The organism is Cyclobacterium sp. SOCE241, from assembly GCF_056867545.1.
Genome location: NZ_CP149779.1, coordinates 1,441,952 through 1,466,869 on the forward strand (window position 1 = coordinate 1,441,952; position 24,918 = coordinate 1,466,869).

The window sequence follows — 24,918 nt, forward strand, 5'->3', positions numbered from 1 at the left end:
TTCCCCTTAAATCCAAGATTCGATTTTTTGAATCTATTAAAACCGTGTCTACCGAATATCTATTTACCTGGCTATCTTGTTTAGTTTTATTTTCTTGACATGAGAAGGATACATAAATAATTGCATAAAACCACAAATGCCTCCAGTTCCAATTTTTACATTGGCACGTCAAATAGATCCCTTCTAATTTGTTTTTGACATCAATATTAAATAAACCAAAATTAAATTTTACCATTCCCTATTTTGTTGAATAATTTTATTATTTAAAAACCACTTTAGGACATTCGGAAACTATACACTTAATGCTATTAAATTAAGGAAAATTAATCATAACTAAAAAACAAGGAATACAATAACTAAATGAAACGCACAATTTCGAGATATAGAGTTTGTATCAGCTTGATTGAATAGTAATTTTTCTCAAAAATCAGATCCATTAAACTGTTGTTTAGGATTATTTTTAAAAATACATAGTAAAAATTAGCCTCTTAATTTGTCCAGTTAAAGCTTATGTTCTTCTCAAACTGGGAGGTTTAGCCAATTTCCTCAACCTCAATTCACGCCGTCTTCACATTCTTGGTAATCTTATTCAACAAATCAAACTTGTTATTACTTTCTGCTTTTTGAAAATATTCTGCATATGCTTATTCACAGTTCTTTCGGAGATAAACAAAGTGTCAGCTATATCCTTGTATATATGTCCTTCCCGGACCAATTCGCAGATTTCAATTTCTCGTTTTGTCAGGCCAAGCTTGTTACATCGAATAGTGAAAATTTCATCTTCATTTTTTGTTTGCAGAAGATTGAGGGTTTCCAAATCTTTTCTATTTTCTTCGACCATGTTCCGGATATACAGGACTGTGATTACCAGAAAGCCACCATTTGTCAATAAAACTTCTGTCAGCTGTGTTACTTCTAAATAGGCTAGCAGCGGCATCAATGTCCAGGGAGCTACAGCAACATAAGATAGGATAGCGTCGAAGGAGGCTTTACTTTTTTTGTAGCGTTGGCGAATGCCCCAAAGGATATTGTACACCATGTAAAAAGCATAGGCAAACGGGATGATCATTCCCACGTAGATCACTGTCATTAGATCCAATCCTAAAGGATATAATATGCAAAAGAAAAGTACAAACGGTAAGATCAAAAATATTAGCACCCCGTATTTGGCATGAAATTCTAAATGAGTAATATTGAATGCCCTGTAAAAATAATAAGGAAAATACGCTCCCATACCGAAACCGGCACCATAGGCAAGAATGTATTGCAAAGTTACTGACAGAGGTAAATCTTCGTCTGGAAAAAGCCCTCCGGCCAAATTGTAAAGGATCAGAAGAAAAAGCAAAATCAGGTAATATTTCCTCTTCTTCTCATTCGGTTTTTGGAGATAAAATACCAGTTGATGAGAAAACATCATCACCTCCAGCAAAACAAATACTAGGGTTACAATGTGAATTTCAGTATTCAGAACAGTCATAGTGTTTTAGGCAGTTTTCAGGAAGTAAAAGGGAAATCCAAACTTTTCGGAAACGGTATAAATTTCCAAACCGTGTTTTCGATACCAGGGGAGGTTGCTCTCCGTAGATGTTTCCAGATAAACAGGTCGGTCAAGTGTTTTGGAATAATCCAATACATGCCTCAGGATCTTAGTGCCAAAGCCATTTTTTTGCTTTTCCGGGCTGACCCCAACAAACCATAGGTAGGTAAATGGATCTTTTGGATAATGCTTCTTGATAAAGGATTCCCTGGATAAGGCTTTGGGAATATTTCCCAAACCAATGGTTTTTAAGATTAACTTTATATCCAGATATGTACTTTTCCAAGAGAACTTTTTCTTATCCTGAAACTGTATCATGGCGCAAGCATTGCCATCCTCCGAAATAAAAACTTCCCCCATATTAATGCAGTTTTCAAAAGAATACTCCATCAAATAGCGAATTTTTTCTTCTTCTTTACCAGCGATGTAGTTGACACTTTTGTTTTTTTTGAATGCTTTCAACAGGATGGTTACGACCTTTTCCCTGTCATTTTGGGTTGCTTTTCTCATTTGATTTTTTTTGTTAAAATCCGAGTTGCGAGGATTTTTCTTCTCCACTCCACATTACACAACTGTCAAACAGGAAGGGGAACGGGAGGGGCAAGTTCGTTTTTGGCAGAAAAAACCAGCGGTTTTTTGTCGGACAAAGACACAACTTGCAAGGACCGCGCACAGCGGAATCCTAGTGGCTCCAAGGTGTTAGTTAGCCTCTAGTAGGTTAAGTAAAGAACTGTTTTAATATAAATTAATAACTAAATATTACTAATAATATTGTTAAACATATGTTTTTATCTAAGTATATGCAAATTAATGTTATATTTTTATTGAGATATATGGATCTTTAAATATATGGTCAAATGTGTATTTGGATACCTGAATAGGCATTTATTATTGGAACTCAACATTCCATTTTTCGTCATTCCCCCTCCCTTTCGGAATATAATTATGTATAGCATTATCTGAATAGGAATGTATGTAAGTATTGGTATATAGGCATATTTGCATATTTAAAAATTTGTAAATCAAAGCCTTAAGTCTCATCTAATCCTCTAAACATTTTTCTGTAGTATCCTAAAAATCTTAATTTGTTCAGTTACCTTTTTACGCCTAAATTTTCCCTACTCATCCAATACTCGTTTAAATCTTTATGGGGATGAAATAATTCTGACTGGTCTCTGCAATGAGGTAGCCTATCCATTAATTTTCTGGACGCCTCTTTCCCAGCCTTATCCCTGTCCAAAAATAAGTTTACACGCCTGTACTTATTTATTTTCGAATAATATCCCTGTAAATTGGCCAAAGAATTAAGCACCATAAAGTCCTCTCGGTATTGGTCCCCTTTTCTCATCTCCTTATAACTCAACAGGTCAAATATTCCTTCAAACAGGCATAGATCTGTTGAATTATTACAGTATGTAGATACTCCCTGGGCAGTGCAGCCTTTCCAATATTTGTTACGAATTGCCCAGCCGTTTTCATGAGGATTACCTAGCCCAAAATACCTGTTGTCACCAATGCGGTAATAGACTTCACGGCAAAATTCTTTAGCTGTATCCAGAAGGATTCGCCTGGATTGAAGATATTCCGTTATGGCACTATTGTTTCCTAGTTGTTTGGTTTTTATAATCTTGATTCCTTCAGCTGACTCTTCGGATGATTCGGGTCGGGGAATAGCAGGCTGGTGAAGAAAAAGAAGACCCACTTACTGTTTTGATTTCCCTAATGGCATCAGGAACAGTATAAGCAGGATTCATTTTAAGAACCAGGTCAATCAACGTACCCCCAGCATTACCATCTCCAAAATCTACCCATAGATTTTTGCTCGGGCTTACCTTAAAAGAAGGGGTTGATTCCTCCCGGTAGGAAGAATAGTAAAAGCAATAACCTGCTTTTACTTTACTTGGTCTGATTCCCATCTGGTCCAGATAGGTTATTATGGATATTTTATTTGCTTCTTTTGCATTCATTGCTCTTAAGTTTAATTTTTTTTTGAAAATCCGCTTACTACAGTTACTACCTTACTACAAACACCCCTTTAACTATTGATATTCAGTTTCTTACACCTATTTTGACTTAAAAAGCATCTTACTACAAAAGCGCAATATGTAGTAGGTTGTAGTAATTTTAATTATTTAATCTTACTACATGTTAATTATCTGCATATCAAATATTTAACCCCTATTTGTAGTAAGTAGTAGGTTGGTTTTGTTTTATGTAGTATCCCTTTTCGGGGAAGGTTTGGGTTTCGTTTCTCCGTACTTGGGTCTGAACATGACCAAGCAGTTTCAAGGCTTTCCCAATCTCCACAGGGCTAATTCTTAGATTGCCGGAAATATTTAAAGCCAGCTGATGGCAGATATCCGTTGCAGTCATGAATTTGTCATGGTCCTCTTTGGTGCCTGGTGTAAAGAACTTTTGCACTAGCTCTACTTCAGGAGAAATGGTTTTGTACTGGTTGTTCATGATTTCATTTTCCCGGATTTCCTTCGCTGTCATTTCATAATGAAAATTCGTCAGGTATAACTGATAAGCCTGTGCCCAAACCCTATCGATTTCAATTTCCTTTATGTAATTCCAATTAATTTCCCTTACCGTAAAGCAGAGCCAACGCACACTACCTGTTACATCCGTGAGAAACTCAGCCTTATTAGTGGATCCCCAAATGGAAGCCCTTCTCGGTTCCATTTTAGGCTTCTTGTCATAAGGATGCCTAACTTTGACTTGTGATTTACTCATCAGCGTTTTCTGTGCGTTGATCTCTGTTTTGGAAAGTGTGGAAAGCTCATCCTGAATGATTCCGAAATTCTGACTCAAGGCGATTAGACTGTCCTTGTCCACAGAAATATTTTCAGCTTGGTAAGTCTTCAGCTGATCTGGAATCAGGAAACGTGTAAGTGTGGTTTTACCACTATTCTGTTGCTCCTGTACAAAGATCAGGGCTTGCTTATTGAAAAAGTCATCGCGGAGACAACAGGCCACACAGCGCACCAGCCATTTTTTGAACTGGATCTCAAAACGTTCTTGTCCATGTACCTGAATATATCGAGTGAATTTCCGGATATAATCCCCATGATTGGCTTCACTCCAGGTGTCCCGGACATGCTTAAAGTAATTCACGAAAGGGTTGGTTTTTGGAATAAAATCTGAAGACAGAAAGGTATTGATCTCTGCTACCGAGGTACGGTATCCCTCCTGACGGCATTCTATGTAAAGCGTATGGGGATTGACTGGGTGGTACTTCTTTCCTTCTTTTTCTTTTGCAAAGACCTCGTTGAGTACCATGTTATTTTTAAACTCATATTTTGTCATAAGGAATCTGATCATTCGAATGGTTGCACTCGAAGATTTCTCATCAATCTTTTTGATAGGGGTTTCATCGGCCATATTTCTGTAGATTTGGGTTGATTATTCCATACAGAAATGGTATATTTATCTCATTAAAAACGGGATACCATTTCCTAATGAAATTAATTAAGGCGGATCGGGCATGATCCGCTTTTATTTTTTCCGAACGTTTTTCTGGTGACCGGCATTGAGTATATCCGACTTTTTGAAATACACCCTGGTGTTAATTACTTGTTCCTTCAGGAACCCTTCCCTCCTCCAGTTGTTGATCGTAGTGCGGGAGCGCCCAAGCAGTTTCATGGCCTCAGGTATCTGTATCAATTCATCGTCGGGAGTGGCTGGTTGCAACTCTGGGATTATCCTTGAAGCTACTTCTTCAGCTATCTCTTGGATAAGTTGTCTTTTGTCAATTGGTGAAAAGATCATGTCATTCATATTCAGTTTTCGTTTGGTTTGTTGGCCGAATATGGTCACAAGTTGGCAGGGGTAGTTAGGTGGGGTAGTACCCCAAGTTTTTGGGAACCTTCACTATTGGCTGGAATGGAGGGTTTTGAAGGGAAAAAATTGCATGAAAGCAAAATGCTTATTGAACTGATAAGAATGATCCTTCAAGCCATTGAAAGAGATGACTTCATTCTTGCACGGAAGCATATCAAAGATTTTGAAAATGTAAGTTTGAAACTGGCCGTTGGATGATATGTAGGAAAAGCTAAAAGTTTTATTCTAAAATTAAGTGCATTTCAATTTTCAAGTCACTCCACCCAATTGTTGTAATGAAAAAATATTTGAAGTTGGAAACAATTAGGTCTCATCAAAAAAATCAGCAAATTCTAGAAAATGAAAAAACAGGAATGCTTAATTTGAATTAAGCGGTTAGAGTGAAAATTTGGATAATTCGCCCCTGAATTCGCCCCTGATTAAAAAAATAAAACCCTAACCTATTGAAAATCAATAAGCCAGGGTTTTGTTCAGTAGAGAGTGGGGATTCGAACCCCCGGTACGCTATTAGGCGTACGACAGTTTAGCAAACTGCTGGTTTAAGCCACTCACCCAACTCTCTAAGTATTGGTGAAGCATGTAAACAAATTAATCTTGATTTTTTAAAGCCTGCTTATTGTATATAACAATCAACAAAAAATGCTTTCTCAAATCCACAACTAAATGTCAATTCCGACCGCTTCCCGATCAGTGATGCAAATATAAACCAATATTCTTCAATTTAACAAAACCAAAACAAGAAAAAAGGGGACTTTTTTATCGCTTTAGCCGGAAACGAGGGCTAATTGATTTTAAGCCAGTAGGATAAATTCTAAAACAATTTCTAAACTTTTCCCCGATTAAATAAAGCCTCTTTTAAAATCGACCTAGAATTCCTTTCTTTGCAAGCCATACTATTATTTCTTTGAAGATGAAAATAATTGCCATAGGCCGAAATTATGCGGCACATATAGAAGAACTTAACAACGAAAGACCTGATTCACCTGTTGTATTTATGAAACCGGACACGGCTTTGCTAAAAGACAATGCCCCTTTTTATCATCCGGAATATTCCGACAATATTCATCATGAAGTGGAATTGGTCCTAAAAATAAATAAGGAAGGCAAATACATTCAACAGCAGTTTGCCCACAAGTATTACAACGAAATTGGAATTGGCATAGACTTTACTGCCAGAGATTTGCAGCAAAAGTGCAAAGAAAAAGGCCTTCCATGGGAAATTGCCAAGGCTTTTAATGGCTCTGCCCCATTAGGTCAGTTTAAACCGATCAGCGATTTTCCAGATATTTCCAATATCAACTTTCACCTTGACATCAACGGGGAACGTCGCCAAACTGGTAACACTTCCCTTCTACTCTTTTCTTTTGATGTAATTATCGCTTATATATCCCAATTTTTCACCCTTAAAACCGGTGACTTGATCTATACCGGTACACCTGCAGGTGTGGGCAAAGTTAATATTGGTGACAGGTTGGAGGCTTATGTGGAAGATGAAAAATTGCTGGATTTTGAAATTAAATAAAGGCCTATACACTTTACTATTCGTATGCATTGCCCTTGTCTTTCTCTCTCAAACTCAGAAAGAATATTACCTATTTCCCATCAAACCCGACCAGCAAAACTTCCTTGCTGGCAATATGAGCGAAATAAGGAGCAATCATTTTCATACCGGACTTGACATCAAAACGGAAGGCAGACAAGGGTTACCTGTGCACGCTTCAGCCGATGGATATGTTGCTAAAATCAAGGTCTCCTCTTTTGGCTATGGCAACGTACTTTACCTCAAACACCCCAACGGTACAAGCACCGTTTATGCCCACCTGAAAGATTTTGCCTCTCCGATCGCGGAATTCATGCAACAGAAAATCTATGAAGCCCGAGAAAATGAATTGGAATACAATCCTAAACCTGGCGACTTGCCCATATCCCAAGGGGACACCATTGCTTATTCCGGAAATACAGGATCTTCAGGTGGACCACACCTGCATTTTGAAATCCGCGATTCCCTCAATCGGGCCATTGACCCTTTACACGCCGGATTCAGGGAAATCGTGGATAACACCTCCCCCATCGTACGAAGGGTGGCCATCAGTCCTTTGACTCCCGAAAGTAGAGTAAATGGCATGTATCGCAGGCAAGAATTCTCTTTGATTTACAGTTCCGGTGCTTTTCAAGTACAACCAACCATTAACATTTCCGGAAAGGTGGGCATAGAAATCCTTGCATATGACCAGTTGGATGAGATGTACAATAGAAACGGTTTCCCAATCTTTGAAATCTATGATGCTGAAAACAGAATATTTAGAGCCGAAGTGAATGAAATAGATTTCAACATAGGACGACATATTCTATTGCATACCTACCGGAACCGATATACTCGATTGTACAAAAAACCCAACAACAAGTTTTCATTTTATGAACCGGACAGTGTATTAAGTGGGGCTATTTCCGCTTTACCGGGAGAAGAGAAGTCTATTACGGTCCAACTTCTGGATGCCTATGCCAATGCATCCAAACTTAAAATTGATTTTTTAGGAGAATTGGCACCCACAACCCTGGATGGTACGAATTATACTTCCGGTAATCAACAAATAGAATATTTAGAGAATGTTTTAGTAATAAACAGCAGTGAAGCAAGTGCCGGTGATCTGGCTCAAGTTCATGTTCATGGGCTAAGTATGGAATTGCCTTATGCTTATGCAGGGAAAAATAAACGAACTTACCTTTGGGACATGGCCTTGGGTATTCCCGACTCCATTAACCTATGTTCCGAAACCATTTTCCCGAAAGTAATAGCCAAAATTCCTGCGGAAAAAGAAACGCTTATTGACAATGGAATGGTGAAAATTCTTTTGAGGAAGAAAGCCTTCTTGAAGACTTGTATTTAAGGGTCAATACTTTTGAAGACAAAGGGATGAAAGGCTTGAGTTTAAACGATCAGTTTGATTACCTTTGGCAATCGATTTCTGTGAAAGCAAATATGGGTGATTTTATGGGAGACCAATCAAAAACCCATATGTACCAATTGTATAGAAATGGACACCGAAACTTTCTAGGTGGAAAATGGGAAGGGCCTTTTATCAATTTCAACACCCGGGTTTTGGGTGATTTTGTATTGGCTACCGATTCTATTCCACCTTCTATTCGTCCCACTCGGATCAATGGAAGAGAAATAAGGTTTGTAATAAAGGACAATTTATCGGGAATTAAGGATTTTGAAGCTTGGGTAGATGGAAGATGGACTCAGATGAAGTACGAACACAAACAAGCAGTAATTTGGTCTGCACCACTCCCCGGAACCACTTTAAAAGGCGAAGTAGTCTTAAAAGTAAGAGATCGAGCAAATAACGAGGCCATTTATAATGGAAAGATTTAATTTATTCCGATATTTAAGCCCTTAAATTAATAATCAAACAATAAAGCCACAACTATGTCATTAGAAGTAGGCCAAACGGCACCTGAATTTGAGTCCAAGGACCAAGATGGGAACCCTATCAAGTTGTCCGATTTTAGAGGTAAAAAAGTTGTTTTATACTTTTATCCCAAAGACAACACCCCCGGATGCACAGCCCAGGCCTGTAACTTGAGAGACAATTATGAAAGTCTTCAAAAAGCCGGCTATGTAGTCTTAGGGATAAGTTCAGATGCGGAGAAATCTCATAAAAAGTTTATTGAGAAATTCGATTTACCATTTCCATTGATCGCGGATGAGGACAAAAGCGTCCATGAAAAGTATGGTACTTGGGTGGAGAAAAACATGTATGGTAGAAAATACATGGGAACCGCCAGAACCACATTCATTATTGATGAGAAGGGAGTAATTGAAGAAATTATTTCAAAAGTTAAAACAAAGGAACACACCAATCAAATTATTAAATAATTCCAAATCAATGGAAAAAAATCAACTGAACAATTAGAAGCAATTGGCTCCCAGGTAAGAAGAGATATTTTACGAATGGTGCATGCCTGTCAGTCAGGTCATCCGGGAGCATCTTTGGGCTGTACTGAGTTTTTCGTCGCCCTGTATTTTGACCAAATGACCAACAATCCGGATTTTGACCTTGATGGAACCGGTGAAGATCTATTTTTCCTATCAAATGGACACATTTCCCCAGTATGGTACAGTGTTTTAGCCAGAAGCGGTTATTTCAATACAAGTGAACTGAAGACTTTCAGGAAATTAAATAGCAGGTTGCAAGGTCACCCGGCTACAGAAGAAGGCTTACCTGGTATCCGAGTAGCTTCAGGTTCGTTGGGACAAGGTTTATCAGTTGCCATTGGGGCAGCCTTGGCCAAAAAATCAACAAAGATGACAAAAATGTCTATGTCCTTATGGGCGATGGTGAGCAACAAGAAGGGCAGATTTGGGAAGCTGCATTAAGTGCTCCTCATCATAAGTTGGACAATATCATTGCAACCATAGACCTTAATGGTCAGCAAATAGATGGCCCAACCAAGGACATCATGAATTTAGGAGATCTAAAAGCCAAATGGGAAGCTTTCGGTTGGGAAGTCATCGTAACCGAGAAAGGAAACGATATGGCAAGTGTGATCGAAGGACTGGAAAAAGCCAAAAGTTTGCTAGGTAATGGCAAACCTGTGTTAAACCTATTGCACACCGATATGGGCTACGGGGTAGATTTCATGGCCGGAACCCACAAATGGCATGGTGTAGCTCCGAATGATGAGCAGCTTGAAAATGCCCTTGGCCAGTTGAAAGAAACACTAGGAGATTATTGATTTCGGTGATAACAGATCTATAAATTTTGAATAATGGAAAATAAATTGGATACAAAATATACTTACACCGAAAAAAGGACACCAGATCCGGATTTGGTGATGGCCTACTTGAGGCCGGTAAAAGGAATGAAAATGTAGTTGCACTTTGTGCAGACCTTATTGGCTCATTGAAAATGGGGGCTTTCCAAAAGGAATTCCCTGAACGATTCTTTCAAATGGGTATTTCAGAAGCCAACATGATTGGTGCCGCTGCAGGACTAACTATAGGAGGAAAAATCCCTTTTACCGGAACATTTGCCAACTTTTCCACGGGACGTGTTTATGATCAAATCAGACAGTCTGTGGCATATTCCGATAAAAATGTAAAGATCTGTGCTTCTCATGCCGGTCTTACACTTGGTGAAGATGGAGCAACCCACCAAATCTTGGAAGATGTGGGCATGATGAAAATGCTTCCCCATATGACTGTCATCAACCCTTGTGATTACAACCAAACCAAAGCAGCAACCATCGCCATAGCTGAACATGAAGGCCCTGTCTATTTGAGATTTGGGAGGCCAAAATGGCCAATTTTTACCCCGAAGATCAGGAATTTGAAATTGGAAAAGCCTGGAAAATGATTGAAGGTACAGATGTAACCATCTTTGCTACCGGACATCTTGTTTGGGAGGCAGTGGAAGCAGAAGCTATACTTAGAGCTGAAGGCATCTCAGTGGAACTTATCAACATCCACACCATCAAACCTTTGGACACAGAAGCTATTTTGGCTTCCGTAGCGAAAACAGGTTGTGCAGTGAGTGCAGAAGAACATCAATTCAACGGTGGTTTGAATGACAGTATTGCCCAAACCCTTGTTAGAAATCAACCTGCTCCATTAGAGTTCATAGGTGTAGACGATTCTTTTGGTGAGTCAGGAAAGCCTGAAGAATTATTAGAAAAATATGGATTGAATGCCAAGAATATTGTTGAAGCAGCAAAAAGAGCTATTTCAAGAAAATAAATTGTTCTTACAAAATTGAAGCGGGGAAAACTTGGAATTTTCCCCGCTTTTTTTGTTTAAGCTGAACTGATTGCTTCAAAAGGTGAATGCCCTATTGGAAAACATTCAAACCGCTAACACTCAGATAGAAAAACTAAAGCACCAATGCATGTCTTGAGCTTGCTAAGGGAATGTTGTTATTGCAGGAAAACCAAGCTTTTTAGAGATTTCACCATGTGATAGAAAGTAAATTGTATATTTCGAAACATTCCCAAACAATATAACTTTCTTCAGCCACTTATAAAATAGACACTTGGTTAGCCCAAGCTTATCATTTACTTTTATATACAACTAACCAATTTCTACTCAAATGAAACCCCTATCTTTTAAACCAAGAGCACTTATCCTTTTAACAACAATATTTGTATTTGCCAAAGTAATCACTGCTTCCGCTCAAATCCTGACTTTTGAAGAAAAAGAGGATGGGGTATTATTGCTTTCAGACGGAAAACCTAGGTTGTTTTACCAAAAGGACATGATTAGCCTAGACGGAGAATATCCAAGGGCCAACTACCTTCACCCTGTCTTTGACACTAAGGGGGAGATTGTAACAGAAGACTTCCCTGATGACCATTTACATCACAGAGGAATTTTTTGGACCTGGCACCAACTATGGGTTAATGATTTGAGAATTGGAGATCCCTGGATTAGTGATGGTGTTGAATGGGTTGTAAAAAAGTCCACACAGATATTCATCCAAATAATTCAGCCACCATAGCTGTCAAGGTAATATGGAAGGCTAATAAAGTTTCAAAAAAGAAAATTATTGAAGAAAATACAACCATTACTTACCAGCCTATTGGAAATCAATCTTATAAAATCACTTTTGACATCACCCTAAAACCGCTTGTTTCCGGTGTACGCATAGGTGGATCAGAGGATGCAAAAGGTTATGGAGGATTCTCTCCCAGATTAAAATTATCAGAAACGGTAGGTTTTTATGATGAAAATGGTGAGGTAACTCCGAACAATTTACCCGTCTCTGCAGGTGACTGGATCAATATCACATCAAAAGAACCTAATGACCCTGGAGTGGTGATCATGGGTGAACCCGATAAACTCCCCTCCTATCAAGGTTGGATTCTTAGAAAAAGAAACAGCATGCAGAACATGGCTTTTCCAGGTAGAGAGCCTCTTTTACTAAATAAAAAAGAACCCTTGCACTTCAGAAACCAATTACTTGTTCACCAAGGGATGTCTATTAGGGAAATTAACAATCAGTACAGAATATTTAGAAACCAAAACACGGGTAATTAAGTAAGGAGATATTGGTTAACTATAGGAGAAATTAAAAAAGCAGAAGTCAATGACCTCTGCTTTTATTGTAATTAGGTTAGATATAATTGATTTTTTTAAATCATTACTTGTTGACCGGTTCCAATGGGGCTTTCATTTTTAATATTTCCTTACCCATAGCATCAAATTTCTTTTTGATCTCTTCACCGGGTGTAGTGGATGCAAATTTCACCAGATAATTAACACTACCCTCTTCTGTCACTTGATGCGCTTCTGAAATTTTCAGGTCTTTCAACTCAAGATCATTTTGAATGGCCTCCTTAACTTTATCAGGAAGACTTTCAGGATCGATTTTGGTTGTCTCTTGGTACCATTCTTGCGAAACCGGAACTATGGCTGTACCGGCATTAGCAAAAGCAAAAACAGTCATTGCGGCGATACTTAAAATTAACTTTTTCATAATTTGGATATTTATGGTTTATAATAATAGTTAAATAAACAATACTATTCATGTATCATTTACAACTATTCTTAGCCAAAACTAATGCCAAATAAATATTATAAGATCATATTTTATTTAAAACCCACGTTAAAGTTGAAATAAGCCATATTTTTTAAAAAATAACTGAAACGATTTTTAAATGAATCTTATGGAATATGTAGAGCCAAAACCACAAACTGTAAATAACATTAACAATTTACACATAATTACACAAAAGGTTGTTTTCTTATATAAAAAGTATATTTTTAATTTGAATAGTGTAAATAATTCTGTTATTATCGGAAATAAGCTGAAAAATGATATAAAAATTGAGAAAAGAAGGGTTTATGATTGTTCGCATAAGTTTAACAGCTTCACTTACTATTTCCTTTGACCTGATTTGCTGTTTTTAATTCCTTCATCAAGTCCTCTAAATAATCCATTTGCACTTCCTGGACTTCAAGCATTTTCTTATTTTGATGAACCAATAGATGATCAATTTTCTCATTCAGCAGTTGGATTTCAAGTTCTGACTTAAGGTTGATTTTGTAATCAAGCTTAGCCCTCTGCCTGTCCTTATGTCCCTGCCGGTTTTGGCTCATCATAATAATCGGGGCCTGTATAGCAGCAATACAGGAAAGCATTAAATTCAACAATATAAATGGATAGGGATCAAAAGTATTGCTGGCTAGCAACCAAATGTTTGCAACGATCCACAGAGTCAGGAATGAAAAGAAAGCAATAATAAAGGTCCAACTCCCTCCGAAAGAAGCGATTTTATCCGCCATCCTTTGACCTAAAGTTACAGCGGTATCGATGCCATCTTGTAAGTTTTCAGAAAGTATGGAATTGTTACGAACAGCATCCATAATATCCTTATCAATAGCCGCTAAATCACCTTTTTCTTGCTCGATCAGTTTGGTTAAATACAACCGCCGGTATTTATTTAGCTCTCCAATTGAAATATTGCTTTCTCTGGAAAAATCAGGGTATTGAGATTTAATAAATTCAAAAATTCCGTCTCGGATTTCATTCCCATTGACTACTTCCCCTCTTGATTTCTTTTTTGATAAATGGCTTTTGTTCATTTTAGAATAGGTTTAAAACACCCTCGTTACGCCATATTTAAACTCTAATGCATAATACGAGTATAAAATCAATTTATGGATTTCCATCAATAGACCAAAATAAGCATTGGTATATTTATAATAACAGTCTATTTCTATCTTGGAGTAAATGCCATTGTTCCTTCCTTCATAGGATTATGAACACAATAAGACCTTTCCCAAAAAGGAAAATGCTACTTTCGCTAAACTAAAGGCTTGCTATATTCCTCGAATTAAAAATAATACCTTACGGCAAGGCTTGGCTGGTCCAGAAAACCATCCACTTCAAAACCCCAACCATTGTTCTGATAGTTGCTGTTATATTGGCCACCCCATATATGTTTATTATAAACCTTAAAAAATTGCCCCTCTATAAATATTAATTCAAAGCTAAATTTTTCACTTGGGAAATAGGCCAATCCCAAGTTCCCAAAAAGGCCCAGTTGATTTATTTTTTGTTGGGAAGAATATAACCACTCTTCATGGGGAACAACTGATTCGACTAAATTATCAGTCCATAAATACTCTAATCCATAGGTAGCTAGCATAAATAATTTGGGGCTGATTTCAATGTATTTTCTCACCCCTACAAAAACCAGCAATTCTTTTCTTTCCCATCCAGAAGAATTGGGGTTTTGGTTGATCCTTTTATTATTCCTTTTATAAAAGCTCCCACCACCTATGACACTGAGTCGATCTTTTATAAAATAGGAATAACTAGGCATTAAAATAAAGTAATTATCCTGTTGAGTCCCTTCATCAAATAAATCTACGGACCTATCACTCCATCCAAATTCCAAGCCCACAGATTGATTTCCTTGCGAAATCTGAGCATTTACCTCTTGACACACGGAATAAATCCCCAAACAAACAAAAAGGATTAAGAACTTTTTCATTGGTCTTTTTGATTAATGAAATAAACGATCCCTATACTATTGGAGGTGATTAAATCAAAGGCAAATCGGGAATCATCATAACCCTGATTTGCCCCTGAAGAATTATAAGACTTATGATAAACCAGCCCTCCCAAAGCAGCTTCTACCATCCATTTGGGGCTAATTTTATAGGATGCGCCTGGGGATAGAGACAATCCAAATGATCTGGGCTTACTTTCCTCATCAAAGGATGAATTATAGGTGGCTTTGGGTTCTAAAAAAGTAAAAATTATCAACCACCGGAAAATATCTTCTGAAAAACAAGCCTATACCTCCTGAAACTGTATTAGAACTAATTTTTTCGTTATTTGATGTAATGTTTTTATTCCAATAAAAATTAACCTGAGGATTGATACCTAGGACAGATAAGTCACTAATAAAGTAACCCAAATTTGGACTGAGGTTTATAGCAAGATAGGTGGAACGGCCTGGGTTTGAGTTTTCACTGGTATTGATGGAGAAACCAAAATCCCCCAACATACCGATCTCCTTTTTCAAATTGCGCAAAAGCAGTAGAAATCCCGGAAATAAAAAAGAGCAATAAGAGACTGTGTTTCATATAAAAGACCTATGTTAAACTTTATGAATTTTATTACTTATTTAGTTAGGTAAAGGTAATCGCATTGTATTACGAAATACTTAGTCTAATAGTTGTGGGTTGTTACTAATAATTTATTTTTCACCCACATAATTCTTAAGAAGTGCTTAGTAAATCCTATTTCAAGTCTCATAATCCAATAAAATGAATTGGCATCACTTAGAAAATTTACACATTAGGAAGAATCGATTTGGGAATCTGCTGGTTATCAGATACATGGACTTTAGGTAAAAGAAATAACATTTCCTCCACTTACGCTATTGTTTCATTTCCGTTAATACAAGAAGCTACTGTCCAAGCTCCTTCTCATATAATTTAGGTCTAGCTCTCTCCTCTTTGAAAGGAAAACCTTATATTTGCGCCTCTATAATTAGGAAGTAATTGACAATATGGATATTCAAGAAAGCATTTTAAAGACAATAGCAGAGGCCTTTGAACAACTATTTAATCATAAGGTAGAAAGTGAAAACCTAAGCCTTCAAGCTACCAGAAAAGAATTTGAAGGTAGTTATACTTTTGTGCTTTTCCCTTTCCTGAGAGTCACCAAAAGTTCTCCGGAACAATCCGGAGAAAAATCGGTAATTTTTTAAAAGATAACCACCCATCGGTTGCTGATTTTAATGTTGTAAAAGGCTTTCTAAATATCAGTCTTTCATCTGCTTTCTGGATCGAACTCTTGTCTAAATTGATGGAAGAAAAGACTCCCGGCCATTTTGAGCCAAGAAATCAGAAGGTAATGGTAGAATACAGTTCGCCCAATACCAACAAGCCACTTCATTTAGGGCATTTAAGAAATAATTTTCTAGGTTTTTCTGTTTCTAACATCCTCAGTGCATATGGATATGAGGTAATCAAGACCAACCTGGTAAATGACCGAGGCATTCATATCTGTAAATCCATGGTGGCTTACCAAAAATTAGGCAATGAAGAAACCCCGGAGATGGCCGGAATGAAAGGTGATCACTTGGTAGGCAAATACTATGTATTGTTTGACAAAGCCTATAAAAAGCAAATGGAAGAGCTTGTGGCAAAGGGAATGACAGCTGATGAAGCCAAAAAAGAAGCCCCATGGATGAAAGAAGCGCAGGATTTGTTGGTCAAATGGGAACAGGGAGATGAAGAAACAGTCAACCTTTGGAAAAAATTAAACAATTGGGTTTATGATGGTTTTAATGAAACTTACAAAAAAATGCAAGTGTCTTTTGACCAATATTATTATGAATCCGACACTTACTTACTTGGAAAAGATATTGTATCCGAAGGTTTAGAGAAAAAAGTTTTCTTCAAAAAGAAAACGGGTCTGTATGGGCTGATTTGAGCGATCAAGGTTTAGACGAAAAACTGGTATTAAGAGCTGATGGAACTTCAGTATACATGACTCAAGACATGGGAACTGCAGACCTTAAGTTCAAGGATCATGGTATAGACAAATCTGTATATGTAGTTGGCAATGAACAAGATTATCATTTTGAAGTTTTGTTTAAAATCATGCAATTATTAGAGCGTCCGTATGCCAACAACTTACACCACCTTTCCTATGGCATGGTAGATTTACCTTCCGGAAAGATGAAGTCCAGAGAAGGGACAGTTGTAGATGCTGATGATTTGATCCAGGAAATGGTGGATACTGCTCGAACGCATACTCAAGAGCTAGGAAAAATAGATGGATTCTCGAAGGAGGAGGCTGAAAAGCTATATGAAATGCTAGGCCTTGGCGCCATCAAATACTTTTTATTAAAAGTGGATCCCAAAAAGAGAATGCTATTTAACCCTCAAGAATCCATAGAATTTCAAGGAAATACCGGGCCATTCATTCAATATACCCATGCCAGAATAGCAGCCATATTGAGAAAAGCAGACCAAATTGGGTTGGATTACAAAAGCAATAATTTTGAGGGTCTGAAAACCCTAGAAGCGGTAGAAAATCAATTGGTATTTATGCTTTCAGACTATTCAAAGAAAATTGCTTTGGCAGCAGAGGAGTTGTCACCTGCTGTAATTGCCCAGTATTTATTTGATTTAGCCAAAGAATACAACAGATTTTATGCAGAACTACCTATATTTAGTGAAACAAAAAATGAAGTACAGGCCTTTAGGGTATCCTTGTCTGCACAAGTTGCAAAAACAATTAGTGCAGGAATGAAGTTATTAGGCATTGATGTTCCACAAAAAATGTAACGATGAAATCAGTTTTCTTAGCCTTCGCTATTTCAGTGATTGCCTTTCCCTTTCCAATGGGAAATACAAGACCATACCTTTCCGTAAAAGCAAACAATGTGAAAAATTACAGCTTAGGATCTGTGGCGGAGAACAATAGTATCTATGATTTTACACTAAATGATATTGACGGTAAACCTGTAAAGCTTTCTACCTATAAAGGGAAAAAATTGTTGATTGTAAATGTAGCATCTAAATGTGGTTATACCCCTCAATACGCAGCCTTACAGGACTTGTATGAAACCTATAAAGACAAAATCACTATTTTAGCTTTTCCGGCAAATAACTTTGGAGGCCAAGAACCCGGCACAAGTGCAGATATCAAATCTTTCTGTTCAGAAAATTATGGCATCTCATTTCCCATATTTGAAAAAATTTCTGTTAAAGGAGTAGACAAACATCCTCTGTACAGGTGGCTTTCAGACAAAAAATTAAATGGTTGGAACAATGAAGAGCCTTCTTGGAATTTTTGCAAATACTTTATCAATGAAAATGGAGAATTGGTAAAGTTCTTTCCTTCAAAAGTTAAGCCAATGGATAAGGAGATCATTGAATTAATTGAAGCAGAAGACTCTTGAATACTCCATATATTCATTATCATTGAAAACATCCAGATAAGTTGCTAAGAAACTTGATTGGATCCTTTACTATAGCAAAAACCAATTAAAATTGACCATTTTCACCAAAAAGCAAGCTTGGATTCACGCCCTTAGACTGAGAACACTTCCTTTAGCATTATCGAGTATATTTATGGGAAGTTTTATCGCATACCAGAAGTCCGGGTTTAGATGGTCGGTATTGATCATGGCAGCTATTACCACCACTCTTTTACAAATCTTGTCTAACCTGGCCAATGACTATGGTGACAGTATCAATGGCGCAGACCATGAAGGCAGGCAGGGTCCTATTAGAGCTGTGCAATCCGGGCTTATCAAACCGGCTGAAATGAAAGTAGCGGTTATCCTATTTTCTATTCTTTCTTTATTTAGTGGGTTGTTTCTCTTGTATCTTGCCTTAGAAGATATTTATTTATTTTTACTTTTTTTAGGTATAGGAATTTCAGCCATTATTGCTGCCATAGCCTATACATCCGGTAAAAGGCCTTATGGGTATGCAGGATTAGGAGACATTTCAGTGTTCTTGTTTTTTGGTTGTGTGGGAGTCATGGGGACCTATTATTTACACACCCTTAGTTTTGACCCAACTTTATGGTTGCCTGCAGCGGCTATAGGCTTATTGAGTACAGCCGTATTAAACATCAACAATATTAGAGACATCCAATCAGATAAAGCAGCAGGAAAGCTATCCATACCTGTTAGAATTGGTAAAAAAGCAGCAGAAAACTATCACTGGGGATTAATCATTAGTGCCTTGGTTTTATTGCTGCTTTTTGTAATCATAGAACATGCCTATGGAGCTTTGGCTTATCTATTGATGGCACCTTCCATATTAAAAACCGGATGGGCAGTGGCTAAATTTGAAGCTCCTGAAAAACTAGATCCTTATTTAAAAGTCATGGCAATGTCCACTTTATTTTGTGTTTTGTTTTTTGGTATTGGTTGGCTGATTTTTTAGTTCATCGATCTTTTTTGTCCTCATAATTGTTTACTTTTATATAGTTTAATTGTTTCTTAATTTAAACAGCATCATGTCTATGAAAAGTATCTTAGTACCTTATGATTTTTCAGAAGAGGCTAATTATGCCTTTGAACTTGCACAAGAAATAGCTACCAAAGCTGCTTGCAATCTCAAGCTTATACATATTCTAGAAATTCCAACTTCTCAGAATTTCAATACAATGGGTGAAGTAACCATGGGAGAAAACTTTATGGATAAAGTTTATATGGTTGATTTAACCAATAAAAGAAAAGAACAATTTAAGAAGTTGGAACAAGAACATGCCGGAAAGCCCTACCAATTCAGCACAAATTTGACTTTTGGAAATCCTTATGCCGGAATAGCCGGAGAAATAGCTGAGGTAAAAGCAGATTTGGTAATCATGGGTTCTAAGGGGTCAAGCGGTCTGGAAGAATTATTGATTGGATCAAATACAGAGAAGGTGGTTAGGCACTCAAATTGCCCTGTCATTACAGTAAAAGGGAAAGTCAGTGCTGATGACATCAAGAGGATTGTGTTCGCAAGTGATTTCAGCGACAATAGCAAAAAGGTAATCAAAAAACTGAAATATTTGCAAGAATTATTAGGTGCCCAAATTAGGCTTGTAAAAATCAATACACCTAATTCTTTTGAAAAAACCATTGTTTCAATGAATAACATCAATGAATTTATCAAAGAAAACAAGCTGGAAAATGCAGAAATAGATATTTTCAATGGAGATAGCGAAGAAGAAGGTATCAATGAATTTGCAGATTTTGTAAATGCAGACATGATTGCAATGGCTACACATGGTAGAACAGGTTTTTTACATCTTTTGGGAGGAAGTATAGCCGAGGATGTGGTCAACAGTTCAAAAAAGCCGGTTTGGACAATGAAATTCAAAAAATAAATTGACATTAAATGGGTAGAAAAAAAGTAATGATTGGAAAAAAGAGATGGAGTAGTTTATTCTACCGCTGACAACTTTGATTTTGATCTGGAAAACGACGGGGATGAAACTACTCTTCCACCCAAGCAGCAAAATTTGAAAGTAATGTTGGATAAAAAGTCCAGAGGTGGAAAGCAAGTAACCCTTGTAGCTGGATTTATAGGTCAGGAAGAAGATTTAAAATCTTTGGGTAAAGAATTAAAAGCCAAATGTGGCGTTGGAGGTAATACCAAAGATGGCGAAATCCTTATTCAAGGGGATCAAAGAGATAAAGTAATTGATTATTTGATTGGTATGGGCTATAAAGCCAAAAAGTCCGGAGGATAATTCCGGATTTTTTTTTAAAATCGTGGTTCCTTAAAGCATTTCCACAAAATATTTCACCGACGAAATTGACAATTTAACCGACAATGTTTCTAGGTTAATCGACTATTTATTAGTCGCTTCTATATAATTTTTACATTTGAGTACAAACTTTTATTAGCCGGTAAATCCGGTGAATGTTAGAATTCGTAAGTTTTTTAACATTAAACAATAAATATAGAAAGGCATGATGGGACAGTTTAGATTAATGAGCTTTAGTACAAATTTATACAATTTAAAAAGCGACGCGTTTTATTTAGACTTCGAGGAAACAAAACAGTTGATGCTGGAGCTGAAGTCATGGCCGGAAATTCAAGAATCTTTTATTTTATCACTCCCCGAAAGGATAGAAATTTTATACTACAGTAATTTTGATTTGGAGGACAAAATTTTTGAAGCAGTAGCTGACTGTAAGGGGGTAATGTACTACCCATCAAAAGTGAATTCAACCAGACATCAGATGAAGAAAAATTATTTATTCATCTATCCGAATTGTGTTTTGGGGTACAGGCATCAAACTATGGCACCACACCCCTATTTCCTCAATTTTCCAAAGCCTATGATTTTGCTGCTGAAAGTGGAATGATCGGTGAATATTTGGAGCAATGGTGGGATAACCTAATTAGTACCGATAAGCTCCTTAAAGAACAAGCGGATTATCAATTACCCAATTTTTCCATCTCCTATATTGTTTCCGATTTACTGACTGAATTGGTAAATAACGTAAGGGGACCTAAAATTGCAATAATTGGATTCAACGCATTGAGCAAAAGAATATACCGAAACCTTTCCAACCAAGGCTATGGGAACATCACAATAGTAGACAAAAGCATAACTTCATGCCTTAATTTTAAAGGAAAAGAATTGAACAATTTTACTTTTGAACCTTTGAATAAAGTTGAAAATGTAATAGGTGAGAATGATATTCTAATTTCTACTTTAGAGGATGCAGATCGATTTTTGCCATCATATTATTTTAAACATGATTTTCTTGACACCAAGATTTTTATTGATTTATCTATTAAGAGCACTATAACATCAGTTTTAAGTGATTATAACCAAGTTATACCATTTAACCTTACTGACATTTATAAAATAATTGAGCAAAAGATGGAAATCAATAAAAAATGGTTGAAAAAAGCCAAACCTCTAGTTATTAAAAAGAATCAAAAATTCTTTGACTGGATCGATAATAAGAAAGCGCAAAAAATGTTGGGGCTGATAAAAACATATCTTAAAGAAAACGTAAACCAAATTGAATATTCAAAGGTTTTAACTTCTAATGAGCCCTTATCAAATTTTGATTTGGTCCATCATAAAAGAAATAAAATTTTACTAAAAAAATCCATTGAAAAAATCAAACGGAATACTCAATACAAGGATATCATCAACTACGATAAAATTGTCAACGAGTTTTATCAATATAATTAATCCTTTTTAAATAATCTTTGGGCTTTGTAATTAAAGCTTTCGGCAATAATTCAAAAGAAATTTTCAACTTTTCACTGGTTAAGCCAAAACATAAATATTACTTTTTACCACGGGTTTATCCCGTGTTTTTTTTGAATTAAGCGCCAAGCTGCTTTGTCAATTAGCTTTCAAATTGGAAATGCTCGCCCTACTATCTCTGAAAAACCTATGCATTTTTTCATCTTATAACTTAAAAATCTTAAGTAAAGTAAAGCATCCTTAAGCAGGTTGGATAAAAGTTACGACAAATCTTTCTGTATTGGATCAAATTGGAAGCTTAAAGTAAGACTTTACTTTCCTCCTTACTAAACTTCTCAAAAAGAGGCTTTTTTTATCGCAGTAATCACCATTTTTTTTTGCAAGTTTGCAATAGCTGACTAAATTTGCAATACTATGATGACATCAGGAAGTTTCTTCAATAACACAATATTTTTATCTCCGGCGAATGCAATTATGCATCATGCAGGTCATCATTGCTCCTAATAGCAATTCCCCTCCTTTTCATCCCTTACCCAGGGGAAATAATCAAACGAAATATATTCTAGTATTTATTGTATACATTATTCCATGGAAAACATTATCAGGATTGCCGTTCAAAAAAGTGGTCGCCTAAGTGACGATTCTCTTAAACTTATAAAAGAGTGTGGCATTAAATTTCATAACGGCACAGGTAAATTAAAGTCTTCATCCACCAACTTTCCGATTGAATTTTTGTTCCTAAGAGATGACGACATCCCAGGATACGTAGCAGATGGCATTGCTGATTTGGGTATAGTAGGCGAAAATGAGCTGGTAGAGAAAGATAAAAATGTCAATGTGTTAAAGAAGTTAGGCTTTTCAAAATGTAGACTGTCATTGGCAATTCCAAAAGGAGAAGAATACTCGGGAATTAATTATTTTGAGGGTAAAAACATTGCCACCTCCTACCCTAAAATCCTTGGAAATTATTTGAAAAAGGTAAACATAAATGCTGACATCCATGAAATCAGTGGTTCTGTTGAAATCGCACCTAGCATAGGTCTTGCTGAAGGGATATGTGACATTGTGAGTTCAGGGTCCACTTTAATGATGAATGGCCTTAAAGAAGTAGAGGAAATTTTTCAATCTGAGGCTGTTCTTATTAGCAATAAAGACATCACTTCTGAAAAACAAGCTACAGTTGAGAAATTACTCTTTAGGATGGGGGCTGTCCAAGAAGGCAAAAAGAACAAGTATGTTTTACTAAATGCGCCGAACGATTCTTTGGATAAAATCTTATCTCTAATCCCCGGAATGAGAAGTCCTACCATATTGCCTTTGGCTGAAGCCGGTTGGTCTTCTGTTCATTCGGTCATTAGTGAAGATCAATTTTGGGAGAATATTGAAGAATTAAGAAATGCAGGAGCCCAGGGTATATTGGTTGTTCCCATTGAGAAAATGCTAATATAGGAATCGATTGTAAACTGATAAACAAATCTCTTCCCATACAATATACAATACCTAGGAAGAACTTGTTCCCATTACAAATTTCAAAGCGTATGAAAATCCTGGTAAATCCTAGCAAGAAAAGCTGGAAAAAGAACTGGCAAGGCCTGTTCAAAAAACAAAGGACATAGAAAAGATCGTGAAACCGATCATGAAAAAGTAAAGCGGCAAGGAGACAAAGCCTTACGTAAATTTGCTTTCGAGTATGATCATGTGGAAATAGAATCGATAGTAGTAGATCCTTCGGAAATAGAAAATTCAGGAAAGCATGTCGACAAAACACTAAAGAGTGCCATAAAGACGGCTAAATCCAATATTGAAAAATTTCACAAGCTTCAGGAAACTCCGGACTTGAGTACTGAAATAATGGATGGGGTCACCTGTATGCGTAGAAGTGTTGCCATACAAAAAGTAGGCTTATATGTACCCGGAGGAACGGCTCCATTGTTTTCTACAGTATTGATGCTTGGCATACCTGCAAAACTGGCAGGATGTCAAGAGATTGTACTTTGTACACCTCCCGGCCCAAAAGGGCAAGTTCACCCGGCTATTTTATATGCTGCCAAACTGATTGGCATTACTAAGGTAATCAAAGCTGGGGGTGCTCAAGCCATTGCTGCACTAGCTTATGGTACAGAATCCGTTCCCAATGTTGACAAAATATTTGGCCCCGGAAACCAGTATGTTACTGCGGCAAAACAATTGGCGGCCAAAAAGGGAGTAGCCATTGATATGCCTGCAGGCCCTTCCGAAGTGCTGGTTTATGCAGATAAAACTGCCATTCCAGCATTCGTTGCAGCAGATTTGCTTTCGCAAGCAGAGCACGGTGCAGACAGTCAAGTAGTGTTGGTTTGTCCTTCTGAGACCATTGTAAATAAAGTAATGGAACAGGTAGACCAACAGCTGAAGGAACTTCCAAGACAAAAAACTGCTGAAAAAGCATTGAAAAATAGCTTAGCGGTTGTCATTGATAAGATGGAAACAGCATTGGAGCTAATCAACGAATATGCTCCCGAACACTTAATTATCAATGTTGAAAATGAGGACAAAGCAGTGGCAGGAATTGTTAATGCCGGTTCTGTATTTATAGGCAATTTCACCCCTGAGTCTGCCGGAGATTATGCATCAGGCACCAACCACACCTTACCCACCAATGGCTACGCGAGAAGCTTTTCAGGAGTTTCCCTAGACAGTTTTGTAAAGAAGATTACCTATCAAAAAATCACCGAGCAAGGGTTAAAAGAATTGGGGCCTGTTATAGAAGTCATGGCTGAAAACGAACAGCTTATGGCGCACAAACAAGCAGTAAGCATCCGTTTGAATTACCGAAAAAAAGACAAGTAA

Annotated in this window: 22 protein-coding genes, 1 tRNA gene and 5 pseudogenes; 17 read left to right on the forward strand and 11 right to left on the reverse strand. The window is 37.0% G+C overall.

The features are described 5' to 3' along the window. Window positions 1-589: 589 nt before the first annotated feature. From WG932_RS07080 to WG932_RS07105, 6 genes are all read right to left on the reverse strand, one after another. Window positions 590-1,477 carry a helix-turn-helix domain-containing protein gene (locus tag WG932_RS07080; protein ID WP_483087456.1) on the reverse strand — a complete coding sequence of 296 codons (888 nt, stop codon included), beginning with the start codon at window positions 1,475-1,477 and terminating at the stop codon, window positions 590-592. Window positions 1,478-1,483: 6 nt separating this feature from the next. Further along, a complete protein-coding gene (locus tag WG932_RS07085; protein WP_149392922.1) occupies window positions 1,484-2,047 on the reverse strand; it encodes a GNAT family N-acetyltransferase in 564 nt (187 codons plus the stop codon). A gap of 583 nt (window positions 2,048-2,630) precedes the next feature. Then, complete coding sequence (locus tag WG932_RS07090; RefSeq protein ID WP_483087457.1) at window positions 2,631-3,239, reverse strand: toprim domain-containing protein; 609 nt, start codon at window positions 3,237-3,239, stop codon at window positions 2,631-2,633. Beyond that, on the reverse strand, window positions 3,175-3,504 hold the full coding sequence (locus WG932_RS07095) for a hypothetical protein (RefSeq protein ID WP_483087458.1): 330 nt from the start codon (window positions 3,502-3,504) through the stop codon (window positions 3,175-3,177). Before WG932_RS07095 ends, WG932_RS07090 begins: the two co-directional genes overlap by 65 nt. A gap of 211 nt (window positions 3,505-3,715) precedes the next feature. Then, the gene (locus WG932_RS07100; protein WP_149392920.1) at window positions 3,716-4,921 is read right to left on the reverse strand and encodes a VapE domain-containing protein; all 1,206 of its coding nucleotides are present in this window, start codon (window positions 4,919-4,921) and stop codon (window positions 3,716-3,718) included. A 114-nt stretch (window positions 4,922-5,035) separates the two neighbouring features. Beyond that, window positions 5,036-5,356, reverse strand: a complete 321-nt coding sequence (locus WG932_RS07105; RefSeq protein WP_317192127.1) for a helix-turn-helix domain-containing protein — start codon at window positions 5,354-5,356, stop codon at window positions 5,036-5,038. A gap of 3 nt (window positions 5,357-5,359) precedes the next feature. Between WG932_RS07105 and WG932_RS07110 the strand changes: the two genes are divergently transcribed. Next, window positions 5,360-5,578 carry a hypothetical protein gene (locus WG932_RS07110; protein WP_483087459.1) on the forward strand — a complete coding sequence of 73 codons (219 nt, stop codon included), beginning with the start codon at window positions 5,360-5,362 and terminating at the stop codon, window positions 5,576-5,578. Window positions 5,579-5,854: 276 nt separating this feature from the next. On the opposite strand, the gene WG932_RS07115 is transcribed toward WG932_RS07110, so the two are convergent. Further along, window positions 5,855-5,942: transfer RNA gene (locus WG932_RS07115), tRNA-Ser, on the reverse strand. Window positions 5,943-6,290: 348 nt separating this feature from the next. On the opposite strand from WG932_RS07115, the gene WG932_RS07120 reads away from it, so the two are divergent. The 8 genes and pseudogenes from WG932_RS07120 (at window position 6,291) to WG932_RS07155 (ending at window position 12,416) form a co-directional block, all read left to right on the forward strand. After that, a complete protein-coding gene (locus tag WG932_RS07120) occupies window positions 6,291-6,902 on the forward strand; it encodes a fumarylacetoacetate hydrolase family protein (RefSeq protein WP_483087460.1) in 612 nt (203 codons plus the stop codon). After that, window positions 6,889-8,268, forward strand: coding sequence for a M23 family metallopeptidase (locus WG932_RS07125; protein ID WP_483087461.1), 1,380 nt, complete (start codon window positions 6,889-6,891; stop codon window positions 8,266-8,268). Before WG932_RS07120 ends, WG932_RS07125 begins: the two co-directional genes overlap by 14 nt. Beyond that, the gene (locus WG932_RS07130) at window positions 8,259-8,756 is read left to right on the forward strand and encodes a hypothetical protein (RefSeq protein ID WP_483087462.1); all 498 of its coding nucleotides are present in this window, start codon (window positions 8,259-8,261) and stop codon (window positions 8,754-8,756) included. The genes WG932_RS07125 and WG932_RS07130 overlap by 10 nt, the downstream gene beginning before the upstream one ends. 54 nt (window positions 8,757-8,810) lie before the next feature. Further along, window positions 8,811-9,260, forward strand: a complete 450-nt coding sequence (gene bcp, locus WG932_RS07135) for a thioredoxin-dependent thiol peroxidase (protein ID WP_014022581.1) — start codon at window positions 8,811-8,813, stop codon at window positions 9,258-9,260. Between the two features lie 75 nt (window positions 9,261-9,335). Then, window positions 9,336-10,120: pseudogene (locus WG932_RS07140) on the forward strand (transketolase). Between the two features lie 33 nt (window positions 10,121-10,153). Further along, window positions 10,154-11,120, forward strand: a pseudogene (locus tag WG932_RS07145) (transketolase family protein). A 349-nt stretch (window positions 11,121-11,469) separates the two neighbouring features. Next, entirely contained in the window at window positions 11,470-11,877 is a 408-nt protein-coding gene (locus tag WG932_RS07150; RefSeq protein ID WP_483087463.1) for a DUF6807 family protein, read from the forward strand. Next, window positions 11,823-12,416 carry a DUF6807 family protein gene (locus tag WG932_RS07155; RefSeq protein WP_483087464.1) on the forward strand — a complete coding sequence of 198 codons (594 nt, stop codon included), beginning with the start codon at window positions 11,823-11,825 and terminating at the stop codon, window positions 12,414-12,416. The genes WG932_RS07150 and WG932_RS07155 overlap by 55 nt, the downstream gene beginning before the upstream one ends. A gap of 103 nt (window positions 12,417-12,519) precedes the next feature. Here the strand turns inward: WG932_RS07155 and WG932_RS07160 are convergent, their stop codons facing one another. From WG932_RS07160 to WG932_RS07175, 4 genes are all read right to left on the reverse strand, one after another. Further along, window positions 12,520-12,855: a hypothetical protein gene (locus WG932_RS07160; RefSeq protein WP_483087465.1), complete on the reverse strand. Its 336-nt coding sequence runs from the start codon at window positions 12,853-12,855 to the stop codon at window positions 12,520-12,522. Between the two features lie 395 nt (window positions 12,856-13,250). Next, window positions 13,251-13,964, reverse strand: coding sequence for a DUF1003 domain-containing protein (locus WG932_RS07165; RefSeq protein WP_483087466.1), 714 nt, complete (start codon window positions 13,962-13,964; stop codon window positions 13,251-13,253). 251 nt (window positions 13,965-14,215) lie between these two features. Beyond that, the gene (locus WG932_RS07170; RefSeq protein ID WP_483087467.1) at window positions 14,216-14,878 is read right to left on the reverse strand and encodes a hypothetical protein; all 663 of its coding nucleotides are present in this window, start codon (window positions 14,876-14,878) and stop codon (window positions 14,216-14,218) included. Beyond that, window positions 14,875-15,153 (reverse strand): hypothetical protein, encoded by a 279-nt coding sequence (locus tag WG932_RS07175; protein WP_483087468.1) that lies wholly within the window; start codon window positions 15,151-15,153, stop codon window positions 14,875-14,877. Before WG932_RS07175 ends, WG932_RS07170 begins: the two co-directional genes overlap by 4 nt. A gap of 751 nt (window positions 15,154-15,904) precedes the next feature. Here WG932_RS07175 and argS point away from each other — a divergent pair. The 8 genes and pseudogenes from argS to hisD all read left to right on the forward strand — a co-directional run bounded on the left by argS (window position 15,905) and on the right by hisD (window position 24,918). Next, window positions 15,905-17,693 (forward strand): annotated as a pseudogene (gene argS / locus WG932_RS07180) (arginine--tRNA ligase). 2 nt (window positions 17,694-17,695) lie between these two features. Further along, a complete protein-coding gene (locus WG932_RS07185) occupies window positions 17,696-18,310 on the forward strand; it encodes a glutathione peroxidase (RefSeq protein WP_149392912.1) in 615 nt (204 codons plus the stop codon). A gap of 91 nt (window positions 18,311-18,401) precedes the next feature. After that, window positions 18,402-19,307, forward strand: coding sequence for a 1,4-dihydroxy-2-naphthoate polyprenyltransferase (locus tag WG932_RS07190; RefSeq protein WP_149392911.1), 906 nt, complete (start codon window positions 18,402-18,404; stop codon window positions 19,305-19,307). Window positions 19,308-19,386: 79 nt separating this feature from the next. Next, on the forward strand, window positions 19,387-20,238 hold the full coding sequence (locus WG932_RS07195; protein WP_041934832.1) for a universal stress protein: 852 nt from the start codon (window positions 19,387-19,389) through the stop codon (window positions 20,236-20,238). A gap of 19 nt (window positions 20,239-20,257) precedes the next feature. Beyond that, window positions 20,258-20,604, forward strand: a pseudogene (locus tag WG932_RS07200) (translation initiation factor); the annotation flags it as partial. A gap of 528 nt (window positions 20,605-21,132) precedes the next feature. Next, window positions 21,133-22,071, forward strand: coding sequence for a Rossmann-fold NAD(P)-binding domain-containing protein (locus WG932_RS07205; RefSeq protein WP_483087469.1), 939 nt, complete (start codon window positions 21,133-21,135; stop codon window positions 22,069-22,071). Window positions 22,072-22,677: 606 nt separating this feature from the next. Beyond that, window positions 22,678-23,538, forward strand: a complete 861-nt coding sequence (hisG, locus tag WG932_RS07210) for an ATP phosphoribosyltransferase (RefSeq protein ID WP_483087470.1) — start codon at window positions 22,678-22,680, stop codon at window positions 23,536-23,538. 89 nt (window positions 23,539-23,627) lie between these two features. After that, a pseudogene (gene hisD / locus WG932_RS07215) lies at window positions 23,628-24,918 on the forward strand (histidinol dehydrogenase).